Origin of the sequence: Sediminicoccus sp. KRV36, assembly GCF_023243115.1 — a bacterium.
Taxonomy (GTDB): Bacteria; Pseudomonadota; Alphaproteobacteria; order Acetobacterales; family Acetobacteraceae; genus Roseococcus.
In genome coordinates, this window is record NZ_CP085081.1 from 4,677,335 (window position 1) to 4,699,968 (window position 22,634).

General features: G+C 67.3%; 22 protein-coding genes. 13 read left to right on the forward strand and 9 right to left on the reverse strand.

From position 1 onward, the window contains the following. The first annotated feature begins 40 nt into the window (after nucleotides 1-40). From metZ to LHU95_RS22340, 12 genes are all read left to right on the forward strand, one after another. Complete coding sequence (metZ, locus tag LHU95_RS22285; protein WP_248709149.1) at nucleotides 41-1,273, forward strand: O-succinylhomoserine sulfhydrylase; 1,233 nt, start codon at nucleotides 41-43, stop codon at nucleotides 1,271-1,273. Between the two features lie 32 nt (nucleotides 1,274-1,305). Beyond that, on the forward strand, nucleotides 1,306-1,917 hold the full coding sequence (locus LHU95_RS22290; RefSeq protein ID WP_248709150.1) for a LysE family translocator: 612 nt from the start codon (nucleotides 1,306-1,308) through the stop codon (nucleotides 1,915-1,917). Beyond that, complete coding sequence (gene apaG / locus LHU95_RS22295) at nucleotides 1,914-2,315, forward strand: Co2+/Mg2+ efflux protein ApaG (protein ID WP_248709151.1); 402 nt, start codon at nucleotides 1,914-1,916, stop codon at nucleotides 2,313-2,315. Before LHU95_RS22290 ends, apaG begins: the two co-directional genes overlap by 4 nt. A gap of 139 nt (nucleotides 2,316-2,454) precedes the next feature. Continuing rightward, nucleotides 2,455-3,096, forward strand: coding sequence for a GTP cyclohydrolase I FolE (gene folE / locus LHU95_RS22300; protein WP_248709152.1), 642 nt, complete (start codon nucleotides 2,455-2,457; stop codon nucleotides 3,094-3,096). 83 nt (nucleotides 3,097-3,179) lie between these two features. Then, nucleotides 3,180-3,836: a ribulose-phosphate 3-epimerase gene (gene rpe / locus LHU95_RS22305; RefSeq protein WP_248709153.1), complete on the forward strand. Its 657-nt coding sequence runs from the start codon at nucleotides 3,180-3,182 to the stop codon at nucleotides 3,834-3,836. Further along, complete coding sequence (locus LHU95_RS22310) at nucleotides 3,836-5,452, forward strand: heparinase II/III family protein (RefSeq protein WP_248709154.1); 1,617 nt, start codon at nucleotides 3,836-3,838, stop codon at nucleotides 5,450-5,452. Before rpe ends, LHU95_RS22310 begins: the two co-directional genes overlap by 1 nt. A 165-nt stretch (nucleotides 5,453-5,617) precedes the next feature. Then, a complete protein-coding gene (locus LHU95_RS22315) occupies nucleotides 5,618-6,727 on the forward strand; it encodes a glycosyltransferase family 4 protein (protein ID WP_248711603.1) in 1,110 nt (369 codons plus the stop codon). Nucleotides 6,728-6,729: 2 nt separating this feature from the next. Next, entirely contained in the window at nucleotides 6,730-8,313 is a 1,584-nt protein-coding gene (gene purH / locus LHU95_RS22320) for a bifunctional phosphoribosylaminoimidazolecarboxamide formyltransferase/IMP cyclohydrolase (protein ID WP_248709155.1), read from the forward strand. A gap of 149 nt (nucleotides 8,314-8,462) precedes the next feature. Further along, nucleotides 8,463-9,887, forward strand: coding sequence for a DNA recombination protein RmuC (gene rmuC, locus LHU95_RS22325; RefSeq protein WP_248709156.1), 1,425 nt, complete (start codon nucleotides 8,463-8,465; stop codon nucleotides 9,885-9,887). Between the two features lie 108 nt (nucleotides 9,888-9,995). Next, complete coding sequence (locus tag LHU95_RS22330; protein WP_248709157.1) at nucleotides 9,996-11,234, forward strand: nucleoside transporter C-terminal domain-containing protein; 1,239 nt, start codon at nucleotides 9,996-9,998, stop codon at nucleotides 11,232-11,234. Nucleotides 11,235-11,272: 38 nt separating this feature from the next. Continuing rightward, on the forward strand, nucleotides 11,273-12,601 hold the full coding sequence (locus tag LHU95_RS22335) for an aspartate aminotransferase family protein (protein WP_248709158.1): 1,329 nt from the start codon (nucleotides 11,273-11,275) through the stop codon (nucleotides 12,599-12,601). Further along, nucleotides 12,591-13,568 carry a class I SAM-dependent methyltransferase gene (locus tag LHU95_RS22340; RefSeq protein WP_248709159.1) on the forward strand — a complete coding sequence of 326 codons (978 nt, stop codon included), beginning with the start codon at nucleotides 12,591-12,593 and terminating at the stop codon, nucleotides 13,566-13,568. Before LHU95_RS22335 ends, LHU95_RS22340 begins: the two co-directional genes overlap by 11 nt. Nucleotides 13,569-13,578: 10 nt before the next feature. Here LHU95_RS22340 and LHU95_RS22345 read toward each other — a convergent pair whose 3' ends face one another. From LHU95_RS22345 to LHU95_RS22385, 9 genes are all read right to left on the reverse strand, one after another. Then, on the reverse strand, nucleotides 13,579-14,556 hold the full coding sequence (locus LHU95_RS22345; protein ID WP_248709160.1) for a tripartite tricarboxylate transporter substrate binding protein: 978 nt from the start codon (nucleotides 14,554-14,556) through the stop codon (nucleotides 13,579-13,581). 61 nt (nucleotides 14,557-14,617) lie between these two features. Then, nucleotides 14,618-15,196 (reverse strand): M35 family metallo-endopeptidase, encoded by a 579-nt coding sequence (locus LHU95_RS22350; RefSeq protein ID WP_248709161.1) that lies wholly within the window; start codon nucleotides 15,194-15,196, stop codon nucleotides 14,618-14,620. A 104-nt stretch (nucleotides 15,197-15,300) separates the two neighbouring features. After that, nucleotides 15,301-16,179: a 3-hydroxybutyryl-CoA dehydrogenase gene (locus tag LHU95_RS22355; protein WP_248711604.1), complete on the reverse strand. Its 879-nt coding sequence runs from the start codon at nucleotides 16,177-16,179 to the stop codon at nucleotides 15,301-15,303. 50 nt (nucleotides 16,180-16,229) lie between these two features. Beyond that, nucleotides 16,230-17,168: an FAD-binding protein gene (locus LHU95_RS22360; RefSeq protein WP_248709162.1), complete on the reverse strand. Its 939-nt coding sequence runs from the start codon at nucleotides 17,166-17,168 to the stop codon at nucleotides 16,230-16,232. Nucleotide 17,169: 1 nt separating this feature from the next. Continuing rightward, nucleotides 17,170-17,919: an electron transfer flavoprotein subunit beta/FixA family protein gene (locus LHU95_RS22365; protein WP_248709163.1), complete on the reverse strand. Its 750-nt coding sequence runs from the start codon at nucleotides 17,917-17,919 to the stop codon at nucleotides 17,170-17,172. A gap of 96 nt (nucleotides 17,920-18,015) precedes the next feature. Further along, a complete protein-coding gene (locus LHU95_RS22370) occupies nucleotides 18,016-18,375 on the reverse strand; it encodes a helix-turn-helix transcriptional regulator (RefSeq protein ID WP_248709164.1) in 360 nt (119 codons plus the stop codon). Between the two features lie 118 nt (nucleotides 18,376-18,493). Beyond that, complete coding sequence (locus tag LHU95_RS22375; RefSeq protein ID WP_248709165.1) at nucleotides 18,494-19,015, reverse strand: Smr/MutS family protein; 522 nt, start codon at nucleotides 19,013-19,015, stop codon at nucleotides 18,494-18,496. Beyond that, nucleotides 19,012-19,713 carry a lactate utilization protein gene (locus LHU95_RS22380; RefSeq protein WP_248709166.1) on the reverse strand — a complete coding sequence of 234 codons (702 nt, stop codon included), beginning with the start codon at nucleotides 19,711-19,713 and terminating at the stop codon, nucleotides 19,012-19,014. The genes LHU95_RS22375 and LHU95_RS22380 overlap by 4 nt, the downstream gene beginning before the upstream one ends. Continuing rightward, a complete protein-coding gene (locus tag LHU95_RS22385) occupies nucleotides 19,710-21,140 on the reverse strand; it encodes a LutB/LldF family L-lactate oxidation iron-sulfur protein (protein ID WP_248711605.1) in 1,431 nt (476 codons plus the stop codon). Before LHU95_RS22385 ends, LHU95_RS22380 begins: the two co-directional genes overlap by 4 nt. A 90-nt stretch (nucleotides 21,141-21,230) precedes the next feature. On the opposite strand from LHU95_RS22385, the gene LHU95_RS22390 reads away from it, so the two are divergent. Then, nucleotides 21,231-22,559 carry an aspartate aminotransferase family protein gene (locus LHU95_RS22390; protein WP_248709167.1) on the forward strand — a complete coding sequence of 443 codons (1,329 nt, stop codon included), beginning with the start codon at nucleotides 21,231-21,233 and terminating at the stop codon, nucleotides 22,557-22,559. Nucleotides 22,560-22,634 lie beyond the last annotated feature (75 nt).

Below are 22,634 nucleotides of genomic sequence, written 5' to 3' on the forward strand. Positions count from 1 at the left end.
CCGTGTCTCGCATAACCGGTCTTCGCATGAGGGTGCCAACATGTCCCGTAAGCTCCGCCCCGCCACGCAACTCGTTCGCGGCGGCCTCAACCGCTCCAACCACGGCGAAACCGCCGAGGCGATGTTCCTGACCTCCGGCTTTGTCTATGACAGTGCAGAGCAGGCCGAAGCGACCTTCAAGAACGAAATCGAGCACTACCAGTACAGCCGCTTCGCCAACCCGACGACGACCATGCTGGAAGAGCGCCTCTGCGCCATCGAGGGTGCCGAGGCCTGCCGCCTGATGGCGACCGGCATGGCGGCGGTGCATTCCGCGCTGCTGTCGCATCTCAAGACCGGGGATCGGCTCGTCGCCTCCCGCGCTTTGTTCGGGTCCTGCCACTGGATCGTCAGCACGCTGCTGCCGCGCTACGGCATCCACGCCGAATTCGTGGACGGCACGGATATGGCGCAGTGGGAAGCGGCGCTGAGCACGCCTGCCACGATGGTGCTGCTGGAAAGCCCCTCCAACCCCATGCTCGAGCTGGTGGATGTGGTCGCCGTCTGCAAGCTGGCCCATGCCGCCGGCGCGCTGGTGGTGGTGGATAATGTGTTCGCGACACCGCTGCTGCAAAAGCCCTTCGAGCAGGGGGCCGATGTCGTCGTCTATTCCTGCACCAAGCACATGGACGGCCAGGGCCGTGTGCTCGGCGGCGCCGTGCTCGGCAAGAAGAAGTGGGTGGAGGAGGTGCTGATGCCCTTCATCCGCAACACCGGCCCCGCCATGTCCCCCTTCAACGCCTGGGTCATCCTGAAGGGGCTTGAGACGCTGAAGCTGCGCGTGGACCAGATGTGCCGCAACGCGGCCGCCGTGGCCGATTTCCTGAGCGAACGTTCGGAGATTTCCCGCGTGCTCTATCCCTTCCGCGCCGACCATCCGCAGCATGCGCTGGCGGTGCGGCAGATGTCGGGCGGCGGCACGCTGGTGACCTTCGACATCAGGGGGGGCTCTACCGCGAATGGGCAGGACGCGAAGGCCGCCTGCTTCCGCTTCATGAACGCGCTGCAGATCGTGGACATCTCCAACAACCTCGGCGATTCCAAGTCGCTGGCGACGCATCCGGCCACCACCACGCATATGCGCATCGGCGAGGTGGAGCGCACGAAGCTCGGCATCACCGATGGCACGGTGCGGCTCTCGGTGGGTCTCGAAGACGTGGCCGACCTGATCGAGGATCTGGCCGAGGCGCTGGATGCGGTGGGCAGCAGCGCCAGCCTGCGCGCGGCCGAGTAGCGCCGTGGGGGCGAGCCATGGCAGGATGACGCATGACCCTGGAAACCTGGCTCGCCTTCCTGCTCGCTTCCGCCATCATGCTGCCGATTCCGGGGCCGACGATCATGCTCGTCATCGGCCAATCGCTCGGCGCCGGGCGTGGCCGGGCGCTGCCGCTGGTGGCCGGCGTGGCGCTGGGTGACCTGACGGCGATGACGCTTTCCCTCGCCGGACTCGGCGCCTTGCTGGCCGCCTCCAGCCTGGCCTTCACCCTGCTGAAATGGATGGGCGCGGCCTATCTCGTGTGGCTCGGCATCAAGCTGTTCCGCGCGCCGGTCAGTGCCACTGCCGCGCCGCCGCTCACCGCCCGCCGCGCCATGCGCGACGCCTATGTGGTGACGGCGCTCAACCCCAAGAGCATCGCCTTCTTCATCGCCTTCGTTCCACAATTCATCACCCCCGCGCAGCCCTTCCTGCCGCAGGCCGCGATCCTGGTCGCGAGCTTCGTGACCCTGGCCGCGCTGAATGCCCTGGCCTATGCGCTGCTCGCGGGGCGGCTTGCGGGGGCGGTCGCGCGGCCCGCCATCCGGCGCGCCTTCAACCGCCTGGGGGGTGCCATGCTGATGGGCGCCGGCCTCGCCACCGCCGCGATGCGCCGCGCATGAAGCCCTACACCACGGTCACGCGCGGCGTACGCGTCACCATCCGCCCCTTCTACCTGACCGATCAGTCGGAGCCCTCGGACGGGCGCTATGTCTGGGCCTACAAGGTGCAGATCGAGAATCTGGGCCAGGCGACGGTCCAGCTTCTTAAGCGCAGCTGGATCATCACCGACGGGATGGGCCGCGAGACCCGCGTGCATGGCGAGGGCGTGGTGGGCGAACAGCCCATCCTCGAACCGGGCGAGAGCTTCGACTACACCTCCGGCACGCCGCTGCCCACGCCCTCCGGCTTCATGCGCGGTACCTACCATATGGTCGTCGTTGAAACCGGCGAGGCGTTCGACGCGGCCGTACCGGCCTTCTCGCTGGACAGTCCGCATCAGGATGGCGGCATCCACTGATCGTTGCGCGTTCAGCAAAATAGGCCAGTCCCGCCGCTGACGCTTGCGGAGTCCCGCAGCCGCCCCATCTGGCTTTTCGAGAAGCCTGATGCCGCACCACACGGGCGCGGATGCGGGCCTCCAGGGAATTTCGAAAGCCATGAACATCCAGTTGCCCGCCAATGCCAAGGCCGACGACAAGTTGAGCGGCCTGCTCCGCCCAAGCCGCGCCGAGGCCGAGGCCGCCGTTCGCACGCTGCTGCTCTGGGCCGGCGATGACCCGGACCGCGAGGGCCTGGTGGATACACCCGCCCGCGTCGCCCGCGCCTATGAGGAATTCTTCGCCGGCTACGGCAATGACCCGGTCGAGATGCTGGCCCGTTCCTTCGAGGAGACGGACGGCTATGACGAGATGGTCGTGCTGCGGGATATTCGGCTGGAGAGCCATTGCGAGCACCATATGGTTCCCATCATTGGCAAGGCGCATATCGCCTATTTGCCCAATGGCCGCGTGGTCGGGATTTCCAAACTGGCCCGCGTGATCGAGACCTACGCCAAGCGCCTGCAAATTCAGGAAAAGCTGACGGCGCAAATCGCCAATACGATTGAAAGCGTGCTCAAGCCCAAGGGTGTCGCTGTCGTGATCGAGGCCGCGCACCAGTGCATGACCACGCGCGGCATCCACAAGCCGGGCGTTTCCATGGTCACCTCCCGCATGTTGGGCGAGTTTCGCACCAATGACGCGACGCGGCGCGAGTTCCTCTCGATCATCAGCGGATCGCGCGGCATTCTCGAAGGCTGATCAGGCGCAGATTGCGCCGGGCGCGACGGTTTCCAGGCGGTTGCGAATAGGCTAACCCCAAGGCTTGTTTTCATGCAGGTCCGATGTCAGCCATTCGCATTGCCCCGTCGCTGCTTGCCGCCGATTTTGCCCGGCTGGGCGAGGAAGTGCGCGCCATTGAAACCGCGGGCGCCGATTGGCTGCACCTGGACATCATGGATGGGCATTTCGTGCCCAATATCAGCTTCGGGCCGGGACTGATCCGCGCCCTCAGGCCGCACAGCAAGATGCCCTTCGACGTGCATCTGATGATCGCCCCGGCCGATATCTACCTCGCCGCCTTCGCCGAAGCGGGGGCCGATATCATCAGCCTGCATCCGGAAGCCGGGCCGCATCTGCACCGCAGCCTGCAAACCATCCGCAGCCTGGGGAAGAAGGCCGGCGTGGTGCTCAATCCGGCGACGCCGATCGAGGCTTTGGCCCATGTGCTGGACCTGACCGACCTCATCCTCGTCATGTCGGTCAATCCGGGCTTTGGCGGGCAATCCTTCCTGACCAGCCAATTGGCCAAGATTGCCGCTTTGCGTCGCATGATCACCGAATCCGGCCGAGAGATTGCGCTTCAGGTGGATGGCGGCGTCACCTTGAAGACCGCCCCTGATTGCATTGCCGCCGGCGCCGATGTTCTTGTGGCTGGCACAGCCGTGTTTGGCGCCGCGGACTACGCCGCCGCCATTGCCGGGCTGAGGGAGGGCGCCTGATGGCTGATGTTTTCCGTGGCGTTCGCGGCTTGTTTTCCCGGCTCAAGCCCGTCCGCGTCCCTGACGCGCCGGCGCGTTCCTTCCGGGATCTCTGGCCGGGTGATGCCGCCCGCGGTGCGCGGCTGCTGCGTGGCGAGTTCGAGGTACTGGGCAGCGCCCGGCTGCTCAATGATTGGGGCCCCGCCGCCGGCACCACGCTCTGGCGCCAGGGGGCGCATGGCTTCGCCTGGCTGCGCGATCTGCGCATGCTCGGCACCGACGCCGCACGGGTGAAGGCGCGCGATCTGGCCGAAGATTGGCTCGCCCGCGGTGCGACCGAACCGATGGCCAACGCGCCCGAAGTGGCGGCGGCACGGATTTCCGCCTGGCTCGGCCATTGGGATTTCCTGGCCGCCACGGCCGAGGATGGGTTCCGCCGCCAATTGCTCCAGCGCCTCGCGCAGGATGGCCGGGCCCTCTCGGCCAGCCTGCCGGCCGAGGCCGCGCATCGCGGCGCCCTGGTGGTGCTCAAGGGCAGCATCGCCGCCGCCGTGGCGATGGAGGAAGAAGCCTGGCTGACCCGCGCGCTGCGCTTCCTGGGGCCCGAGCTGGAGCGCCAGTTCCACCCGGATGGCGGCCATGTCGAGCGCAGCCCGGCCACGCAATTGCTGGCCCTGCAGGACCTGATCGAGATCCGCAACCTGCTGAACGGCGTGGGCGTCACCTCCCCGCCGCAGCTTTCCACCGCGCTGGAACGTGCCGGCCAGGCGCTCCGGCTGTTCCGGCATGGGGACATGTCGCTGGCCTTGTTCAATGGCACGCGTGAAGAATCTCCAGCCATCGTGGATGTCGTTCTCGCCCAGGGCCTGGCCAAGGGGCGGGCGCCCATGCTGCTGGAGGAAACAGGCTTTCAGCGCATGGCCGCGGGCCGCACGCTGATCATCGCCGATTGCGGCGCGCCGCCGCCCGGCCGCCCGGCCGATGCCGCTTCCGGCCTGCCGCGCGGCGCCGATCGTTCGGCACATGCGGGCACGCTCTCGTTTGAAATGTCGGTCGGGCGGGACCGCCTGATCGTGAATTGCGGCGCGGCCCCGGCCGGGGATGGCGCATGGCGGGACGCGCTGCGCGGCACGGCGGCGCATTCCACCCTCACTTTGGCCGATACCAACAGCAGCGAGCTACGCGAGGAGGGCCTCGGCCGCCGACCGGAGCGCGTCGAGATCGAGCGGCAGGAGGCCAATGGGGCGCAGTGGCTGGAGGCTGGCCATGATGGCTATCGCCGCACCCATGGCGTGGTGCATCGCCGCCGCCTGTATCTCTCCGAGACGGGCGATGACCTGCGCGGCGAGGATGCGCTGGAGCCCTTCCCCGGCCCCGCCACCGCCTGGGCCATCCGCTTCCACCTGCACCCGGCCGTCACCGCCGTCCTGCAGGAGGAGGAGGGCGGCGTGCTGATGCGCCTGCCCGGTGGCCAGGGCTGGCGCTTTCGCGCGCGCGGCGCGCGGGTGGAGCTGGAGGAAAGCGTCTATCTCGCCGCCGAACCGCGTCGCACCAGCCAGATCGTCCTCACCTCGGATGGTGAGGCGGAGACGGTGCAATGGGCCATCAGCCGTGTGGTGGCCGGGGGCGAAGGCTAGCGGGCGGCACAGGCCCCTTGACCGAGACGGGCCTCAGAAACCATCCATCCAGGCCAAAGGCGTTGACAGATTGATCGCGGGTCAAGGGGGCAGTGCCCCCTTGCGGGGTTCAGGGGCGGCGCCCCTGGCCTTGTTCCGCCAGGCACCGGCAGAGGCGGACGAGCCATCAAGATCCTCCAGCTCACCAATGTGGATTTCTCGCTCCGGCATTTCCTGCTGCCGCTGATGCGCGGCGCCCGCGCGCGCGGGCATGAGGTGGTGGGAATTTCCGCGGACGGCCCATTGCTCGACATCCCGCGCGATGAGGGGTTCCGCATCATCCCCGTGCCCCTGGCGCGCAGCCTGAATCCGGGCGCGCATCTCCCGGCCTTCCGCGCACTGCGCCGGATCATGCGGGAGGAGCGGTTCGACATGGTGCATGCGCATATGCCCATCTCCGGCATCCTGGCGCGCGCGGCCGCCAAGGCCGAGGGCGTGCCGCGCATCGCCTATACCTGCCACGGGTTTCTTTTCAATCAGCCTGGCCCGCTGTGGCGGCGTGGCCTTTCGCTTGGCGTGGAATGGCTGGGCGGGCGCATGACCGATACCTTCCTGACCGTGAGCGACGAGGAGGCCGCCGATGCGCGGCGGCTATGGATTCATCGCGGCGCCACAGCGACAGGGAACGGGCGGGACCCGGCGATGTTCCACCCCGACGCAGCCGCCCGCGCCACCCTGCGCGCGGAACAAGGCGTGCCGCCGGAGGCGTGCGTCATCATCGGCATCTCACGCCTGGTGCGCCACAAGGGCTGGCCCGAGCTGCTCCAGGCCATGGAGAGCGTGCCCGAAGCGCATCTCTGGGTGGTGGGGGAGCGTCTTGTATCCGATCATGGCGAGGATCTGACACCGCATTTTGAGCGTGCGGCGGCCAGGCTCGGCCCCCGTCTGCGCCTGCTGGGCTACCGGCATGATGTGGCGCGCTGGCTGCAGGCGGCCGATATCTTCTGCCTGCCCAGCCATTTCGAAGGCCTGCCCATGTCCGTGATCGAGGCGATGCTGACCGGGCTGCCCGTGGTGGCCACCGATATCAGCGGCTGCCGGGAGCAGGTGGTGCCGGAGCAGACCGGGCTTCTGGTGCCGCCCATGCAGGTGGCGGGGCTCGGGCGTGCGCTGGCGCGGCTGGTGGCGGATGCGCCCTTGCGGCAGAGGATGGGGGCGGCCGGCCTGGCCCGCGCCCGCGAAAAATTCACCGAAGCAGCGGTGGTTGGCCGCACGCTCGATCTGCTGGGATTATGATCATGACTGTTACCAACCCCTTGGCCATTCGCCGCGCCCTGCTCTCCGTCTCCGACAAGACCGGCATCGTGGAATTCGCGCGCTTCCTGGCTGAGCGAGGGGCCGAAATCCTCTCCACCGGCGGCACGGCGCAGGCGATCCGCGCGGCGGGCATCCCCGTGAAGGATGTCAGCGAGCATACGGGCTTCCCGGAAATCCTGGATGGCCGGGTGAAGACGCTGGTGCCGCAGGTGCATGGTGGCATCCTCGGCCGGCGTGATGATGCGGCGCACCTGGCGCAGATGGCCGAGCATGCGATCGCGCCGATAGATCTGGTGGCGGTCAACCTCTACCCCTTCGAGGCGACGGTGGCGAAGGGTGCCGCCTTCGAGGATTGCATCGAGAATATCGATATCGGTGGCCCCGCGATGATCCGCAGCGCAGCCAAGAACCATGCCCATGTTGTGGTGGTGACCGAGCCCGCGCATCTGGCGCGCGTCACCGCCGAGATCGAAGCGAGCGGCGGCACATCAGCCGAACTCCGCCGCGAACTGGCCGCCGCCGCCTATGCCCGCACCGCCGCCTATGACGCCGCGATTTCTGGCTGGTTCGCCGGGCAGCTTGGCCAGGATTTCCCGCCGCGCCTGGCCTTCGCCGGGCAGCTCGCGCAGACGCTGCGCTATGGCGAGAACCCGCATCAGAAGGCCGGCTTCTACCTCGATGGCAGCCATCGCTTCGGGATCGCGACAGCGACCCAGGTGCAGGGCAAGGAGCTCTCCTACAACAATCTGAACGATACCGACGCCGCCTATGAGGTCTGCGCGGAATTCGACGAACCCGCCATCGTCATCGTGAAGCATGCCAACCCCTGCGGCATCGCCATCGCGGATGATCTGGCCACCGCGTGGGACCGCGCGCTGCTCTGTGATCCGGTCTCGGCCTTCGGCGGCATCGTTGCCGCCAACCGCCGGCTGGATGCGGCGGCGGCGGAGAAGATCGCGGCCATCTTCACCGAAGTGGTGATCGCGCCCGACGCCGATGAGGGTGCCCGCGCGGTCTTCGCGCGCAAGAAGAATCTCCGCCTGCTGCTGACTGGCGGCATGCCGGACCCCGCAGCGCCGGGCATGACCTTCCGCAGCGTGGCAGGCGGCTTCCTCGCGCAGTCGCGCGATGCGGGGCGCGTAATGGAGAGTGACCTGCGCGTCGTCACCAAGCGTGCGCCGAGTGCCACCGAGATGGCGGACCTCCTCTTTGCCTTCCGTGTCTGCAAGCATGTGAAGTCCAATGCCATCATCTATGCCAAGAACCTGGCCACGGTGGGCATCGGTGCCGGGCAGATGAACCGCGTGGAGAGCAGCCGCATCGCCGCCTGGAAATCCGAAGCGGCGGCCAAGGCGGCGGGCCTGGATCAGCCACTGGCGGTGGGCAGCGTGGTGGCGTCGGACGCCTTCTTCCCCTTCGCCGATGGGCTGGAGACCGCGGCGGCGGCGGGCGTTACCGCCGTGATCCAGCCTGGCGGCAGCATCCGCGATGCCGAAGTGATCGCGGCGGCGGATGCGGCCGGCCTTGCCATGGTCTTCACCGGAATGCGGCACTTCCGGCACTGAAGCGAGGCCTCAGGCGAACCCACAGTGCCTCCGGCGAACCAACACTGCCTCCGGCGGCTGGGGCCGAAAGGCCCCAGACCCCAGGACTTCAGGTGGTGCCGAGCGGGAGGGTGGTGCATGCTTCCTCATGACACAGCGAGGGATGCAGCGTGACGGTCGAGACTCTTTTGCTGGGGCTGGCGCTGCTGCTGCTCCTCGCCATCCTGGCCGTCCTGTTGACCCGCAAACCCGCCAGCGATCCGACCCTACCCCTGCTGCAAGCCGCCCAGGAACGCCAGGGCGAGCGGCTTGGCGCGCTGACGGGCGAGGTGAAGGCGGCGCTGACCGCCAGCGAAGCCGCTCTTGGCGCCGTGGTGCAGGGCTTCGCGGTGGAGCAGGCCAAGCTGCTGAACGCCTCCCTCCTCAAGCAGACCGAAGCGCTGGCTGCGATGGAAAAGGCCCTGCTGGAACGCTTCGCCGCCGAAGCCAAGGCGACGCAGGAGGGACTCTCCGCCGGCATGCTGAAGCAAGCGGAGTCGTTGGCAAACACCGAGAAATCGCTGCTGGAACGTCTCACTGCCGATGCCAAGGCCACGCAGGAAGCGATGAGCGCCGAAACAGCGCGCTCGCGCGAGGTGCTCGACAAGAAGCTGACGGAGATGCGCGAGACCAGCGAGAAGCGCCTCGCCGAGATCCAGAAGAGCGTGAACGAGCAACTCGCCGGCGCGGTCGAGAAGCAGATGAACGAAAGCTTCGCCCGCGTGATCGACCAGTTCACCGCAGTGCAGAAGGCGATGGGCGAAATCCAGGCCGTGACCGGCCAGATCGGCGACATCAAGCGCCTGTTTGGCAATGTGAAGACGCGCGGCGGCTGGGGCGAAACCCAGGTGAAGGCGCTGCTGGACGATATCCTCCCCGAGGGCAGCTATGAGGTGAATGTCCGCCTGCGCGAGAACAGCGCCGATTCCGTGGAATTCGCCGTGGTGATGCCCACCACGGGTGAGGCGCGCGTGCTGCTGCCGGTGGATGCAAAATTCCCCATCGAGGATTACGAGCGCCTGCTGAACGCCTGGGAAGCGGCCGACCCTGTCGCTGAAGCCGCCGCCCGCAAGGCGCTGGAAATTCGCATCCGTGGCGAGGCGAAGAAGATCGCGGAGAAATACATCCTGCCCCCGCGCACCGTGGAATTCGGCGTGATGTATCTGCCGACCGAGGGACTCTACGCCGAGGTCGCGCGCATTCCAGGGCTGATTGACGATGTTGGCCGGAACCACCGCGTGCTGATCCTGGGGCCATCGCTGCTGCCGGCGCTGCTGCGGACCATCCAGTTGGGCCACGTGACGCTGGCGCTCTCGAAGAACGCGGAATCGGTGCGCGAATTGCTCTCGGCGACCAAGGGCGAGATGGGCAAGATGGCCACAGTTCTGACCAAGCTCGGCACCCAGGTCGGCACGGTTACCAAGACCATCGAGGAAGCCAAGACCCGCACGCGGCAGATCGAACGCAAGCTGAAGACAATCGAGGCCCTGCCAGGGGAACAATCGGGCGCTGTGCTGGGGATTGAGGATGGGGTGGCGGATGAAGATGAGGGATAGGAAACAGGGCCTCCGGCGGCCGGGGTCACGGACCCCGGACCCCATCCGTAAAGGGGTCCGGGGCCGCCACTCTCAAAGAATGGGGCCCCGGCCGCCAGAGGCCCATTTTTGACTTCCCTCCAACTCCAATCCGCCTTGGGTCTTGCCCTACTTTGCGTCTTCGCCTGGGCCCTGGGCGGCTTCCGCCGCGATGCCTCCTGGCGTGTGGTTGCGGGTGGCCTTCTCGGCCTGATCGGCCTGGCCGCCTTGCTGCTCTACGTGCCGCCCCTGCGCGCCGGCTTCGCGCTGATCGGCGCCGCCGTGGATGCGCTGGCGCGGGCCACCCAGGCCGGCACGGCGCTGGTCTTTGGCTATCTCGGTGGCGGGCCGCTGCCGTTTGCCGAGGTCACGCCGGGTTCTTCCTTCATCCTGTTCTTCCAGGCCTTGCCGCTGGTGCTTCTGGTGGGGGCACTTTCGGCGGTGCTCTACCACTGGCGCATCCTGCCCTTCGTGGTGCGCGGCCTGGCGGGCGGCTTGCGGCGGCTATTCGGGCTGGGCGGAGCTGCGGGATTTTCCGTCGCGGCCAATGTCTTTGTCGGCATGGTGGAAGCGCCGCTGCTGATCCGCCCCTGGCTCGCCAAGTTGACGCGTTCGGAGTTGTTCGTGGTCATGGTGGCCGGCCTCGCCACCATCTCGGGCAATACGCTGGTGGTCTATGCGCTGATCATCTCGCCCGTCGTGCCGGATGCGGCAGGGCAATTGCTCACGGCCTCGCTGATTGGCGCGCCGGCGGCCGTCCTGGTCGCGCTTCTGATCATGCCGGGCAACGCGGTGACGGAAGGCGAGGCCGAGGCGCCGCCGCTCTACTCCAGCACCATGGAGGCGCTGGTCCAGGGCACCAGCGACGGGCTGCAGCTCCTGCTCGGCATCATGGCGGCGCTGGTTGTCTTCGTGGCGCTGGTGGCGCTGGGTAATGAAATCCTGCAACCGCTGTTCGGCATCAGCTTGCAGCAGGTGGCCGGCATCCTCTTTTGGCCGCTCGCCTGGGCCATGGGCATCCCCGCGAGCGAGGCCGCGACCGTCGCGCAATTCCTCGGCGTGAAGATCGTGGTGAATGAGTTCGTGGCCTATCTCGACATGGCGCGCGGCGGGGCGGCGGCGTTGTCGGAGCGTTCGCGCCTCATCCTCACCTATGCGCTGTGTGGCTTCACCAATTTCGGCTCTGTCGGGATCATGCTGGGCGGCATGTGCGCCATGTGCCCGGAGCGCCGGGCGGAGATCGTCTCGCTGGGCCTGCCCTCCCTGGCAGCCGCCACCATTGCCTGCTGCATGATGGGTGCGGCGGTGGGTGTGCTGACACCGCCGTGATGCCACGATAACCTGCCAAGACGCCCGGAGAGCCCCGCATGTCGCATCTTGTTCACCGCAACCTCAAGGTCGCCCCACCTGTGGCGGTCTCCGGCCAGGGCATATGGCTGCGGGAATCCACCGGCCATGCGGTGATGGATGGCAGCGGTGGCGCGGCCGTCGCCTGCCTTGGCCACGGCCACCCGCATGTGCTGGGTGCCATGCAGGCGCAGCTTGGCAAACTCACCTATGCCCACACCGCCTTGTTCTCCTGCGAGAGCGCCGAGCGCCTCGCGGATATGCTGGTGGGCCATGCGCCAGGTGGGCTGACACACGCCTATTTCGTCTCTTCCGGCAGCGAGGGGATGGAAGCCGCGCTCAAGATGGCGCGGCAATACTTCGTGGAAAAGGGCGAGCCGCAGCGCACCCGCTTCATCGCCCGCCGGCAGAGCTATCATGGCAACACCCTGGGCGCGCTCGCGGCCGGCGGCAACGCCATGCGCCGCGCCCCCTATGCGCCCATCCTGAGCCAGGCCTTCAGCCATGTCGCCCCCTGCTACAGCTATCGTGACCGCGCGGATCACGAGAGCGATGCCGATTATGTCCAGCGCCTGGCCGATGAGCTGGAGACGGAATTCCAGCGCCTCGGCCCGCAGAACGTCATCGCCTTCTGCGCGGAGACGGTGGTGGGTGCCACACTCGGCTGCGTCGCGGCTTTGCCCGGCTACTTCCCCAAGATGCGCGAGATCTGCGACCGCCACGGCGCGCTGCTCATCCTGGATGAGGTGATGAGCGGCATGGGCCGTGTGGGCACCATGCATGCCTGGGAGCAGGAGGGTGTGGTCCCTGATATCCAGGTCATCGCCAAGGGCTTGGGCGGGGGCTACCAGCCCATCGGCGGCATCCTGGTGCAGGGGCATGTCATCGCCGCGATCCGCGACGGCTCGGGCGGCTTCATGCATGGCCACACTTACCAGGCGCATCCCATGGCCTGCGCGGCAGCCCTCGCCGTGCAGGAGGTGATCGCGGAGGAAAATCTGCTGGCCAACGTCAACGCCATGGGCGCGCTGCTGGAGCAGGGGCTGACCGAGCGCCTGGGCAATCACCGCCACGTCGGCGATATCCGCGGCCGCGGGTTGTTCTGGGCGATCGAGCTGGTCGAGGACCGCGCCAGCAAGGCTGTCTTCGACCCCGCGCTCAAGATCAATGAGCGCGTGAAGCGTGAAGCCTATGCCCGCGGCCTGGGCTGCTATCCCATGGGGGGCACGATTGACGGGCTGCGCGGCGACCACGTGATCCTGGCACCGCCCTACAACGTGACGGCAGAGGAAGTCGGCATGATCCTGGAGCGCTTCGGCGCCGCCGTGGAGGCCGCCCTTGCCGAGTGACGCCCCCCCGGGGGTCACGCGGGAGCAGGTCATCCTCGCCTATCGGATGTTCTTCGGCCGCGCGCCGGAGGATGAGGCCGTGATTCGTGCCGGGCAGGCCACCTGGCCGGACCTTTTCTCGATGGGCCGCGCCATGGCTGCCAGTGCGGAATTCGGCCTGCGCCACGGCCCCAATCCCCATGCGCTGCCGCCGCTCGATGCCCCCACCAACCCGGTCGAGACCGAGGCCGACCCCGCGACGCTCCAGCGCATGGCGGAGCAGGTCGGCGGCTATTGGACGCGGGCGGGTGAAGCCGCCCCGCATTGGTCCGTGCTGACCGAGGAGCGCTTCCTGCCGCAGAATATCGCGGCCAATCTGGAAGCCTTCTATGCCGCCGGCGCCTGGGATGCGCAGGTGCTGGACGCCACCCTCGCGCGGATCGGCCGCCGCGCGGCCGAGTTCCGGCATTGCGTGGATTATGGCTGCGGTGTGGGGCGCGTCACGCTGCAGCTGGCGCGGCGCTTTCCGGAAGTGACCGGCCTCGATATCTCGGCGCCGCATCTGCACCTGGCGACCGAGACCTTCCGCCGCGCCGGCTTCGAGCATGTGACCCTGACACAGGTGATGCCGGATCACCTGATGCCGGTCGAGACATGCGACTTCTGGTACTCACGCATCGTCCTGCAGCATTGCCCGCCCCCGGTTGCGATGAACATCCTGCGGCAAAGCTTCCGCGCCCTGTCCACAGGCGGCGTCGCGATGTTTCAGATCCCGGTCTGGAGCCGGGACTACAGCTTCAACCTCCAGGCCTACCTGGCCGGCACGCCGGGGGCCGAGATGGAGATGCACGCCATCCCGCAGCGCGCCATCCTGGAACTGGCCGATTGGCAGGGCCTGGTGCTGCGCGACCTGCGCGAGGACAGCTTCATCGCGGGCCGGCCGGCGGCGGCACTTTCCAACACCTTCACCTTCGAGAAGGTGCGGTAGCGGCAAGGCCTCAGCCCAGCTGCAGGTCCATTCCCCGCGTTAGCTCGGTCCAGATGTCGCGGATGCGCAGGATCGCGGCGCCGAAATCCTCGGGGCCGAGCCAGACAGGGTCGGTATCCATGGCCAGCAGGCGCTGGCGAATGGTTTCGCGCCGCATCGTGTCGCGAAACACCTCCACCAGCCGCGCATGGATGGCCGCTGGCATGCGCGCCGGGCCCAGCAATCCGGCAAAGCCCGACCAGCCACGCCCGACATCCACCCCCTGCTCGATGAAGGTCGGCACCTCGGGCATGCCGCCCGCTCGCGCATCGCCGAGTGCCGCCAGCGGGCGCAGCCGGCCGCTCATGATATGCTCGCGCGTGCTGGTCAGGCTGTTGATGCCTGCATCCACCTCGCGCGAGAGATAGGCGGTCACCATCGGGGCTTCACCCCGATAGGCCACATGGGTCATGCCCAGGTTGAGCTGGTTGTTCATGGCCAGGGCAAAGACATGCGCACTCGACCCCGCCGCCCAGGAGCCAAGGTTCAGGCCGCGCCCGGCCTGGGCCTGGCTGCGGGCGAAGGCGATGAATTCCGGTAGGTTGCGCGGCGGAAATTCGCTGCGGATCATGAAGATGAGCGTGGTGGTGCCCATCTGGCCGATCGGCATGAAGTCGCGGATTGCATCATAGGGCGCATTGCCCAGCACGATGGGCGATTGCACCAGCGGCGTGATCGTAAAGAGCAGCGTATGCCCATCGGGCGCCGCCTTGGCCACCGCATCGGCGCCGATCATGCCCGCCGCCCCGGAGCGATTTTCGATCAGCACGGGCACGCGCAGCATTTCGGTCATCGGCTCGGCGCAAAGCCGGGCCCAGACATCGGTGGCGCCACCAGCCGGAAAGGGAACGATGACGCGGATCGGCCGGTCCGGCTGCCAGCTGGGTTGCGCCAAGGCCGGCATGGCCAAAGGGGCGGCGGCGAGCGCCAGCAGGTCGCGGCGTTGCATGCGGTTCTCTCCCTGGTTTCTTGCAGGGAGCCTAACCACCAAATCCGCCGGACGACACGCTTTATCGCGTGGCGGGCCGCGACGCGCTGAGGCCGGGCAGGAATTCCACGAAATACTCGTAGTTATCGGCGTTCAAGGCGGCCCGATCTGGCTCCTTGCGGGCCAGCGCCATGGCGGCGGTGGGACCATAGGCCATGTCGGCCGTACCGGCGGCCAGATGGCTCATCTCATGCACCAGGATGCCCGGGCGCGAATCCGCCCCCTCATTCCGCGCATTGAAAAACATGGGGCAGAGATTCACGGTGCGGCGCACCAGATTGGCGATCGCGTAGATCGGGCGATTGCCGCAGGAGGCGGCGGTGCCGCAAAGATAGGTGGGCCGCCTCTCCGGGCGGAGCAATTCCAGTGTCTGCGCCAGCCGCGCCCGCACCTTGGGAACCGGGGCCGAGCCGAACCAGGTGCGGATATGCGCGTGATAGGGGTCGGCGTCGAGAAAGGCCAAGGCGGCCCGTGCGCGCTGCTCCGCCAGGACAAAGGCGTTCTGCACCAGGATGTTCTGCTTCGCATCGCAACTGGTCGGCCCGGGCTCCGGGCCCTTGGCCCAGCCTGGGCCGATGGCCAGCAGCAGCGCGAAAGCCACCCAAAGTGCCAGGCGGCGTGCGCCAACAAAGCTGACCGAGCGTCCCATCCCTTAGTCTAGGCCGGGAATTCCGGCAAAAAGAAGAGGCATTGCCGCCTGGGATGCTATCGCGTCGGAACCGGCGGGTCCTGGGTGTAGTCGTAGAAGCCGCGCCCGGTCTTACGGCCATACCAGCCGGCCTCGACATACTTCACCAGCAGCGGGCAGGGCCGGTACTTGCTGTCCGACAGCCCGTCATACAGCACCTGCATGATAGAAAGGCAGGTATCCAGGCCAATGAAATCCGCCAGTTCCAGCGGCCCCATCGGGTGGTTGGCGCCGAGCTTCATGGCCGTATCAATCGAGCGAATGTCGCCCACGCCCTCATACAGCGCATAGACCGCTTCATTGATCATCGGCACCAGGATGCGGTTGACGATGAAGGCGGGGAAATCCTCGGATGTCGCGGTCTGCTTGCCCAGGCGCTTGGCGAGCGCGTCCACGGCGCGGAAGGTCGGCTCGTCCGTCGCGATGCCGCGAATGATCTCGACCAGCTTCATGATCGGCACCGGATTCATGAAGTGCATGCCGATGAACTTCTCGGGCCGGTCGGTGCCCGCGCCCAGCCGCGTGATGGAAATCGAACTGGTGTTCGAGGCCACCATGGCCGAGGGCTGGAGATGCGGCACCAGCGCCTTGAAGACCTCGCGCTTGATGGCCTCCTTTTCCGTCGCCGCCTCGATGACGAAATCGGTGGTGCCGAAGCTCGCATAATCCGTGCTGGTGGTGATCAGGCCCATCGCTGCATCGCGTTGTTCGGGCGTGATGAGCTTGCGGCCGATCTGCCGCTCCATGTTGCGCGAGATGGTGCCCAGCGCCTTGTCCAGCGCATCGGCGCTGATATCCACCATCGCCACCGGAATGCCGGCCAGCGAGCAGACATGGGCGATGCCATTGCCCATCTGCCCCGCCCCGATGATGCCGACCGAGCGGATTTCCGGAATATCGAGCAGCGCATCCGGCATGTCGGCACTGCTGGCGATGCGGACTGACATCAGACGGGCTTGCCGAGTTCGGCCTCGAATTCCGGCAGTGCCTTGAAGAGATCGGCCACCAGCCCGTAATCCGCGACCTGGAAGATCGGCGCTTCCTCATCCTTGTTGATGGCAACGATGATCTTGCTGTCCTTCATGCCGGCCAGATGCTGGATCGCACCCGAAATGCCGACGGCGATGTAGAGATCCGGCGCCACGATCTTGCCGGTCTGCCCCACCTGGTGGTCATTGGGTGCATAGCCCGCATCCACCGCGGCGCGGGAGGCACCGACGGCCGCACCCAGCAAATCCGCCACCTTCTCGATCAGGTGGAAATTCTCGGCCGAACCCATGGCGCGGCCGCCGGAGACGACGACCTTCGCCGCCGTGAGTTCCGGCCGCTCGCTCTTGCTGACTTCGGCGCCGAGGAAGCTGGACTGGCCCGGGTCGGTCGCGGCGGCGATGGCCTCGATCGCGGCACTCCCGCCGGTGGCGGGCACGGGGTCGAAGCTGGCGGCGCGGATGGTCATCACCTTCTTCGCGTCACTGGACTTCACAGTGGCCAGCGCATTGCCGGCATAGATGGGGCGCACGAAGGTATCGGCATCCACCACACCCGAGACATCGCTGATCGGCTGCACATCCAGGAAAGCGGCGACGCGCGGCATGACGTTCTTGCCGGCGGCCGAAGCGGGCGCGATCAGATGATCATAGCCAGGCGCCAGATGCACCAGGAGGGCGGCCAGAGGTTCGGCCAGGCGATGCGCGAGGGACGCGTCTTCCGCCAGCAGCACCTTGGCCACACCTGGCAGGGCGGCGGCGGCCGGCGCGGCAGTGGCAGCACCTTCACCCACCACCAGCACATGGACCTCGCCCAGCTTGGCGCAGGCGGCGACGGCGCTGCGGGTGGGCTGGGAGACATTCTTGCCGTCGTGATCGGCGAGGAGAAGAACGGCCATCTCAGATCACCTTCGCTTCGTTGCGGAGCTTGGCGACAAGCTCCTGGATCGAGCCCACCTTGGCGCCGGCCTGGCGCTTGCCCGGCTCCTCCACGCGCAGCACCGTGAGGCGCGGTGTCACATCCACGCCGAGATCGGCTGGCTTCACGTTATCGATCGTCTTCTTGCGCGCCTTCATGATGTTGGGCAGCGAGGCGTAGCGCGGCTCGTTCAGGCGCAGATCGGCGGTGACGATGGCGGGCAGGGTGATCTTCACCGTCTCAAGGCCACCATCCACCTCGCGCGTCACGGTGGCGTGGCCATCCGCGATCTCGATCTTGCTGGCGAAGGTGCCCTGCGGCCAGCCCATCAGGGCGGCCAGCATCTGGCCCGTCGCGTTCATGTCGTCATCAATGGCCTGCTTGCCGAGGATGACGAGGTCGGGCGCTTCCTTGGCGATGATCGCCTTCAGGATCTTCGCGACCGCGATGGGTTCCAGCGTGCCGTCATGCTCGACCAGGATGCCGCGATCAGCACCCATGGCGAGTGCCGTGCGGATCTGCTCAGCCGCCGCGGCAGGGCCGGCGGAGACGGCGATGATCTCGGTGGCGATGCCCTTTTCCTTCAGGCGCACCGCTTCCTCGACGGCGATTTCGTCGAAAGGGTTCATGGACATCTTGACGTTCGCGGTCTCAACGCCGGTGTTGTCCGCCTTGACGCGGACCTTGACGTTGTAATCAACCACCCGCTTGACCGGGACGAGGAGCTTCATGGCCCGTTTCGCCTTCTTCTCTGATTGGCTTTTGCTGCACTGCCGAATGACGCGAGACCCTAGCCAGGGCCGGGGGGCACGGCAAGGGAGCAAGCGTTAATCTGGGGGGCTTTCCAGGAGCGCAAGAAGGGCGGCGACCCGCGCCTCGGGCAGGTCCCGGATGGTCCGGGCCAGGCGGTTGGCCAATTCGGTCGCCTGGGGCGAGAGCCCCGCCGTATCCACCACCACGCGCGGATGGGAGAGGCGCGCGAGGCGGACCAACTCCTCCGCGTCATCCCAGATCAGGCCGAAATGCTCGTTGACCTGGTGGATCAGCCCATCCGAGGGGCGGCCGCGCTTGCCGTGCTCCAGGGCGGAGAGATAGGCGGGAGAGACATGGAGCGCGGTGGCAAGCTCGGTGAGGGAGATGCCCTGCTGCTCGCGGAGTTCGCGCAGGCGTTGGCCGAAGGGGGTCATTGAGGGGCTTTGCCCCTCAAACTCCCCAGCAAGAACCTCAGATTCTTGCATCTCCGAACGGATATGGGTGCAGGGAACTGGTTCCCTGCTGGGGAGCGCGGGGGGCAAAGCCCCTCGCTCACTTCACCCTCCGCAACAGCAAATGGACCGCCCCGGCATTCGCCTTGTGCGGATGCGCCGCCCCCAGGATCAGCGGCCGCAGATGCGGTGCGTTCAACCAATGCGGCAATTCCCGCTTCAGCACGCCGCCCTCCGTGCTGCTGCCCTTGCCGGTCACGATGCACACCACCCGCGTGCCATCGGCGTGGCACATGCGGAGAAAATTCTCTACGGCCTGGTGCGCCCGCGCCGCCGTCATTCCGTGCAGATCGAGCTTGCGCTCCGGCCGCGTCGTGCCGCGCCGCAGATCGCGCCATCGCTTCGCATCCAGGCCGGAGGGCTGGGCGCCCACATTGATTTCGGGCGGCGGCAGCCGCGGCTTGGGCGGGGGCGGCGGGGGTTCCACGGCGCGGGGCGGCGGCGTGATGGTGATGGCGGGCGGTGCCTCCGGCATCTCGCGCCCCGGCAGCGGCCGGATGGTGCGGGCCACGGCGGCCCAGACCGCCTTGTCCTCGGCCGTGAGGCCACGCTTGCGCTTCACGCTTTTGCCGCGGGGTCATCATCCACGAGGAGGATATGCAAGGCGCGCGGCCCATGCGCGCCCAACTCCAGCGTCTGCTCGATATCGGCGCTGCGCGAGGGCCCGGTCACCCACATGATGTTGCGGGGCATGAAGCCGCCGGTCAGCTTGTCGTTGCGTTCGGCCCGCAGCAAATCCCAGGCCTCCTCATAGGCGCCGACGATGCGGCTGGCGCGCAGAACCACCATTTCGGTGTCCGGCAGCAGGTTCAGCGTGGTCGGGCGCGTCGGGTCGGAGGGGAGCATGAGCGTGCCGGTCTCGGCCACGGCGGCGAAGCCCTGCTGCAGGCTGACCAGGTCACTCGCCTGGCCCTGGCGCGTCTCGATCTCCAGCATCGGATGATCGGCCCATTTGATGCGCTTGAGCTCGGGATGCGGCGCCATGGCGAAGCGCGCCGGCAGATTTTGCGCGGCCAGATAATCCGCCACGGCCTGCGGAATCGCGGCGAAATTCGGCAGGCGGACGACGCTGCCGAACTCCTTCTCCACATTGCGGATGAACAGCGCCACCTGCTCGGGGCGCGAAACGCGGGAGCGGGCCGGGATCATGTGGCGCGGATGGGAGGCGAGGCGCCCTTCCAGCATCGCACGCTGATCCGCCGGCAAAGGGCCGCGCTTCAACCCGCGCCGGATGGCGCCGAGGATGGCTTCCTTGCTCATCGGCCTACCCCGGCACGCTGCCGGCGGGCATATTCATCCATGAAGGTGCGGCCCTGCGGCACCGGCAGATCGCGCCCCGCCGTCCAGCCAGCGGCGAGCGGCAGGGACTTGAAGGCGCCCTTTTTGCGGCCCAGCCAACCCAGCGCGCCAATCCCCCACCGCGCAGCCAGGCGATACATCCCCGGCCGCTTGGCGAACCAGGCCCAGATGTCGAGGCCGCTGCGCACGCCACCCGGCTGCAAATGCCGCTCGAACTCGCGCTCCCGCCAATGGCGCATGAGGTTGGGCAGCGGGATCTTCACCGGGCAGACGGACTCGCAGCGGCCGCAGAAGGTGCTGGCATTCGGCAGGTGCCCCGCCTCCTTCACCCCGATCAGGCTGGGCGTCAGCACCGAGCCCATCGGCCCCGGATAGACCCAGCCATAGGCATGCCCGCCCGTGGCGCCATAGACCGGGCAGTGATTCATGCAGGCAGCGCAGCGGATGCAGCGCAGCATGTCCTGGAATTCCGTGCCGATCATGTTGGACCGGCCGCCGTCAATCAGAACGACGTGATACTCCTCCGGCCCGTCCAGATCGCCCTTGCGGCGCACCCCCGTGCTGAAGGTGGTGTAGACCGAGAAATCCTGCCCGGTGGCGGAGCGCGCCAGCACCCGGAGCAGGCTCGTCGCATCCTCCAGCGTGGGGACCACCTTCTCGATGGAGGCGAGCGCGATATGCACGCGCGGCAGGGTCTGCGTCAGGTCGCCATTGCCCTCATTGGTGACGATGACGCTGGAACCCGTCTCGGCGATCAGGAAATTGGCGCCGGTGATGCCGACATCGGCCGCCAGGAATTTCTGGCGCAGCCGGGTGCGCGCCTCGCTCAGGATGTCGCGCCGCTCGTGGAAGACGCGGTTGGGGTCGAGGTCGGTATGCGCGCGCCGGAAATCCGCCTCCCAATCCTCGCGGTTCAGGTGGAAGGCGGGGGCGATGATGTGGGAGGGGATCTCACCGCGCAGCTGGATGATGTATTCGCCCAGATCGGTCTCGACCGGCGTGATGCCGTGTTCTTCCAGGTGATGGTTGATCCCGAGTTCCTCGGAGATGATGGACTTGCCCTTGGTGACGGTCTTGGCATTGGCCTTGCGGCAGATTTCCAGCACGGCGGCGCGCGCTTCATCGGGGGTGCTGCACCAATGCACCACGCCGCCGGCGCGCTCCACATTCTCGGCGAATTTTTCCAGGTAGAAATCAAGATTAGCCAGGGTGTGGTTCTTGATGTCCCGCGCGGTGTTCCGCAGCGCCTCGAATTCCGGGAGGTTCGCGACGGCCGCCGCCCGGCGTTGCAGGAAAGCGCCCTTCGCGGTCCCCAGCGCCTTTTGCAGCCCGGCATCCGCCATGGCCTTGCTGGCGTTTTCCTTGAATTGTGGCGAGGTCGAGAGCACGAATCCGGCGTCCTTGCGTGATCGGTGCTGGAGCATAGCGCAGCCCGCCGCACAGGTCTAAGCTTGCGCGCGAGCCTGGAGCCCGATGCCATGAACGAACTCTCGATTCCCCGTCCGAACAACCTCGACGCCTTCTGGATGCCGTACTCGGACAACAAGTATTTCAAGGACAAGCCGCGCCTGCTCGCGCGCGCCGAGGGCATGCTCTATTTCACCCCCGAGGGCCGGGAGGTGCTGGACGGCACCGCCGGCCTCTGGTGCTGCAATGCCGGGCATGGCCGCCGCGAGATCGTGGAAGCCATCCAGAAGCAGGCTGCCATCCTCGACTTCGCCCCCACCTTCCAGCTCGGCCACCCCATCGCCTTCGAGGCGGCGGCGCGCGTGGCAGAGCTGACGCCCGAGGGGCTGGACCGCGTCTTCTTCACCAATTCCGGCAGCGAGAGCGCCGATACGGCGCTGAAGATCGCCCTCGCCTATCAGCGCGCCCGCGGCCAGGCCCAGCGGGTGCGCCTGGTGGGGCGTGAGCGCGGCTATCACGGCGTGGGCTTTGGCGGCATGTCGGTGGGCGGCATCGGCACCAACCGCAAGCAGTTCGGCGCCATGCTGCCCTATGTGGACCATTTGCCGCACACCCACCTGCCGGAGCAGAACGCCTTCTCGCGCGGATTGCCGCAGCATGGCGCGCATCTGGCCGATGATCTGGAACGCCTGGTCGCCCTGCATGGCGATACCATCGCGGCGGTGATGGTCGAGCCACTGGCCGGCTCCACCGGCGTGCTGGTGCCGCCCGTGGGCTACCTGCAGCGCCTGCGGGACCTGTGCGACAAGCACGGCATCCTGCTGATCTATGACGAGGTCATCACCGGCTTCGGCCGCATCGGCACGCATTTCGGCTCCGAACGCCTGGGTGTCACGCCCGACATCATGACCATGGCCAAGGGGCTGACCAATGCCGCCGTGCCCATGGGCGCCGTCGCGGTGAAGAACGAGATCTACGAGACCATCATCCAGGGCACGGCCGCGGGGATCGAATTCTTCCACGGCTACACCTATTCCGGCCATCCGCTGGCCGCCGCCGCCGCCCTGGCCGCGATTGACATCCATGTGCGCGAGGATCTGCCTGGCCGGGTCCGCGCGATCGAAGGCTATTGGGAGGAGGCGGCGCATTCCATGCGCAGCGCGCCCAATGTGATTGATATCCGCAACCATGGCCTCATCGCCGGGATCGAGCTTTCATCGCTGGCCGGCAAGCCGGGTGAGCGCGCCATGCGGGTGTTCCGCCGCTGCTTCGATGACGGCCTGCTGGTGCGCGTGACGGGCGATATCGTGGCGCTCAGCCCGCCGCTCATCATCGAGAAGCATCATGTGGACCGCATCTTCACGACGCTCGGTGATGCGATCCACAAGGAAGCCGCGTGATCCTTGATGGCGCCGGCGGTCTTGCCGGCGCCATCCCGCCTCCCTCGGGCCGGCTTCGACTGGGGTTTTCGAGCG

Excerpts from the sequence above, each read along its gene's own strand:
- metZ (WP_248709149.1), top strand. The coding sequence starts at position 41 with ATGTCCCGTAAGCTCCGCCCCGCCACGCAACTCGTTCGCGGCGGCCTC.
- LHU95_RS22290 (WP_248709150.1), top strand. The coding sequence starts at position 1,306 with ATGACCCTGGAAACCTGGCTCGCCTTCCTGCTCGCTTCCGCCATCATG.
- apaG (WP_248709151.1), top strand. The coding sequence starts at position 1,914 with ATGAAGCCCTACACCACGGTCACGCGCGGCGTACGCGTCACCATCCGC.
- folE (WP_248709152.1), top strand. The coding sequence starts at position 2,455 with ATGAACATCCAGTTGCCCGCCAATGCCAAGGCCGACGACAAGTTGAGC.
- rpe (WP_248709153.1), top strand. The coding sequence starts at position 3,180 with ATGTCAGCCATTCGCATTGCCCCGTCGCTGCTTGCCGCCGATTTTGCC.
- LHU95_RS22310 (WP_248709154.1), top strand. The coding sequence starts at position 3,836 with ATGGCTGATGTTTTCCGTGGCGTTCGCGGCTTGTTTTCCCGGCTCAAG.
- purH (WP_248709155.1), top strand. The coding sequence starts at position 6,730 with ATGACTGTTACCAACCCCTTGGCCATTCGCCGCGCCCTGCTCTCCGTC.
- LHU95_RS22335 (WP_248709158.1), top strand. The coding sequence starts at position 11,273 with ATGTCGCATCTTGTTCACCGCAACCTCAAGGTCGCCCCACCTGTGGCG.
- LHU95_RS22345 (WP_248709160.1), bottom strand. The coding sequence starts at position 14,556 with ATGCAACGCCGCGACCTGCTGGCGCTCGCCGCCGCCCCTTTGGCCATG.
- LHU95_RS22360 (WP_248709162.1), bottom strand. The coding sequence starts at position 17,168 with ATGGCCGTTCTTCTCCTCGCCGATCACGACGGCAAGAATGTCTCCCAG.
- LHU95_RS22365 (WP_248709163.1), bottom strand. The coding sequence starts at position 17,919 with ATGAAGCTCCTCGTCCCGGTCAAGCGGGTGGTTGATTACAACGTCAAG.
- LHU95_RS22370 (WP_248709164.1), bottom strand. The coding sequence starts at position 18,375 with ATGACCCCCTTCGGCCAACGCCTGCGCGAACTCCGCGAGCAGCAGGGC.
- LHU95_RS22380 (WP_248709166.1), bottom strand. The coding sequence starts at position 19,713 with ATGAGCAAGGAAGCCATCCTCGGCGCCATCCGGCGCGGGTTGAAGCGC.
- LHU95_RS22390 (WP_248709167.1), top strand. The coding sequence starts at position 21,231 with ATGAACGAACTCTCGATTCCCCGTCCGAACAACCTCGACGCCTTCTGG.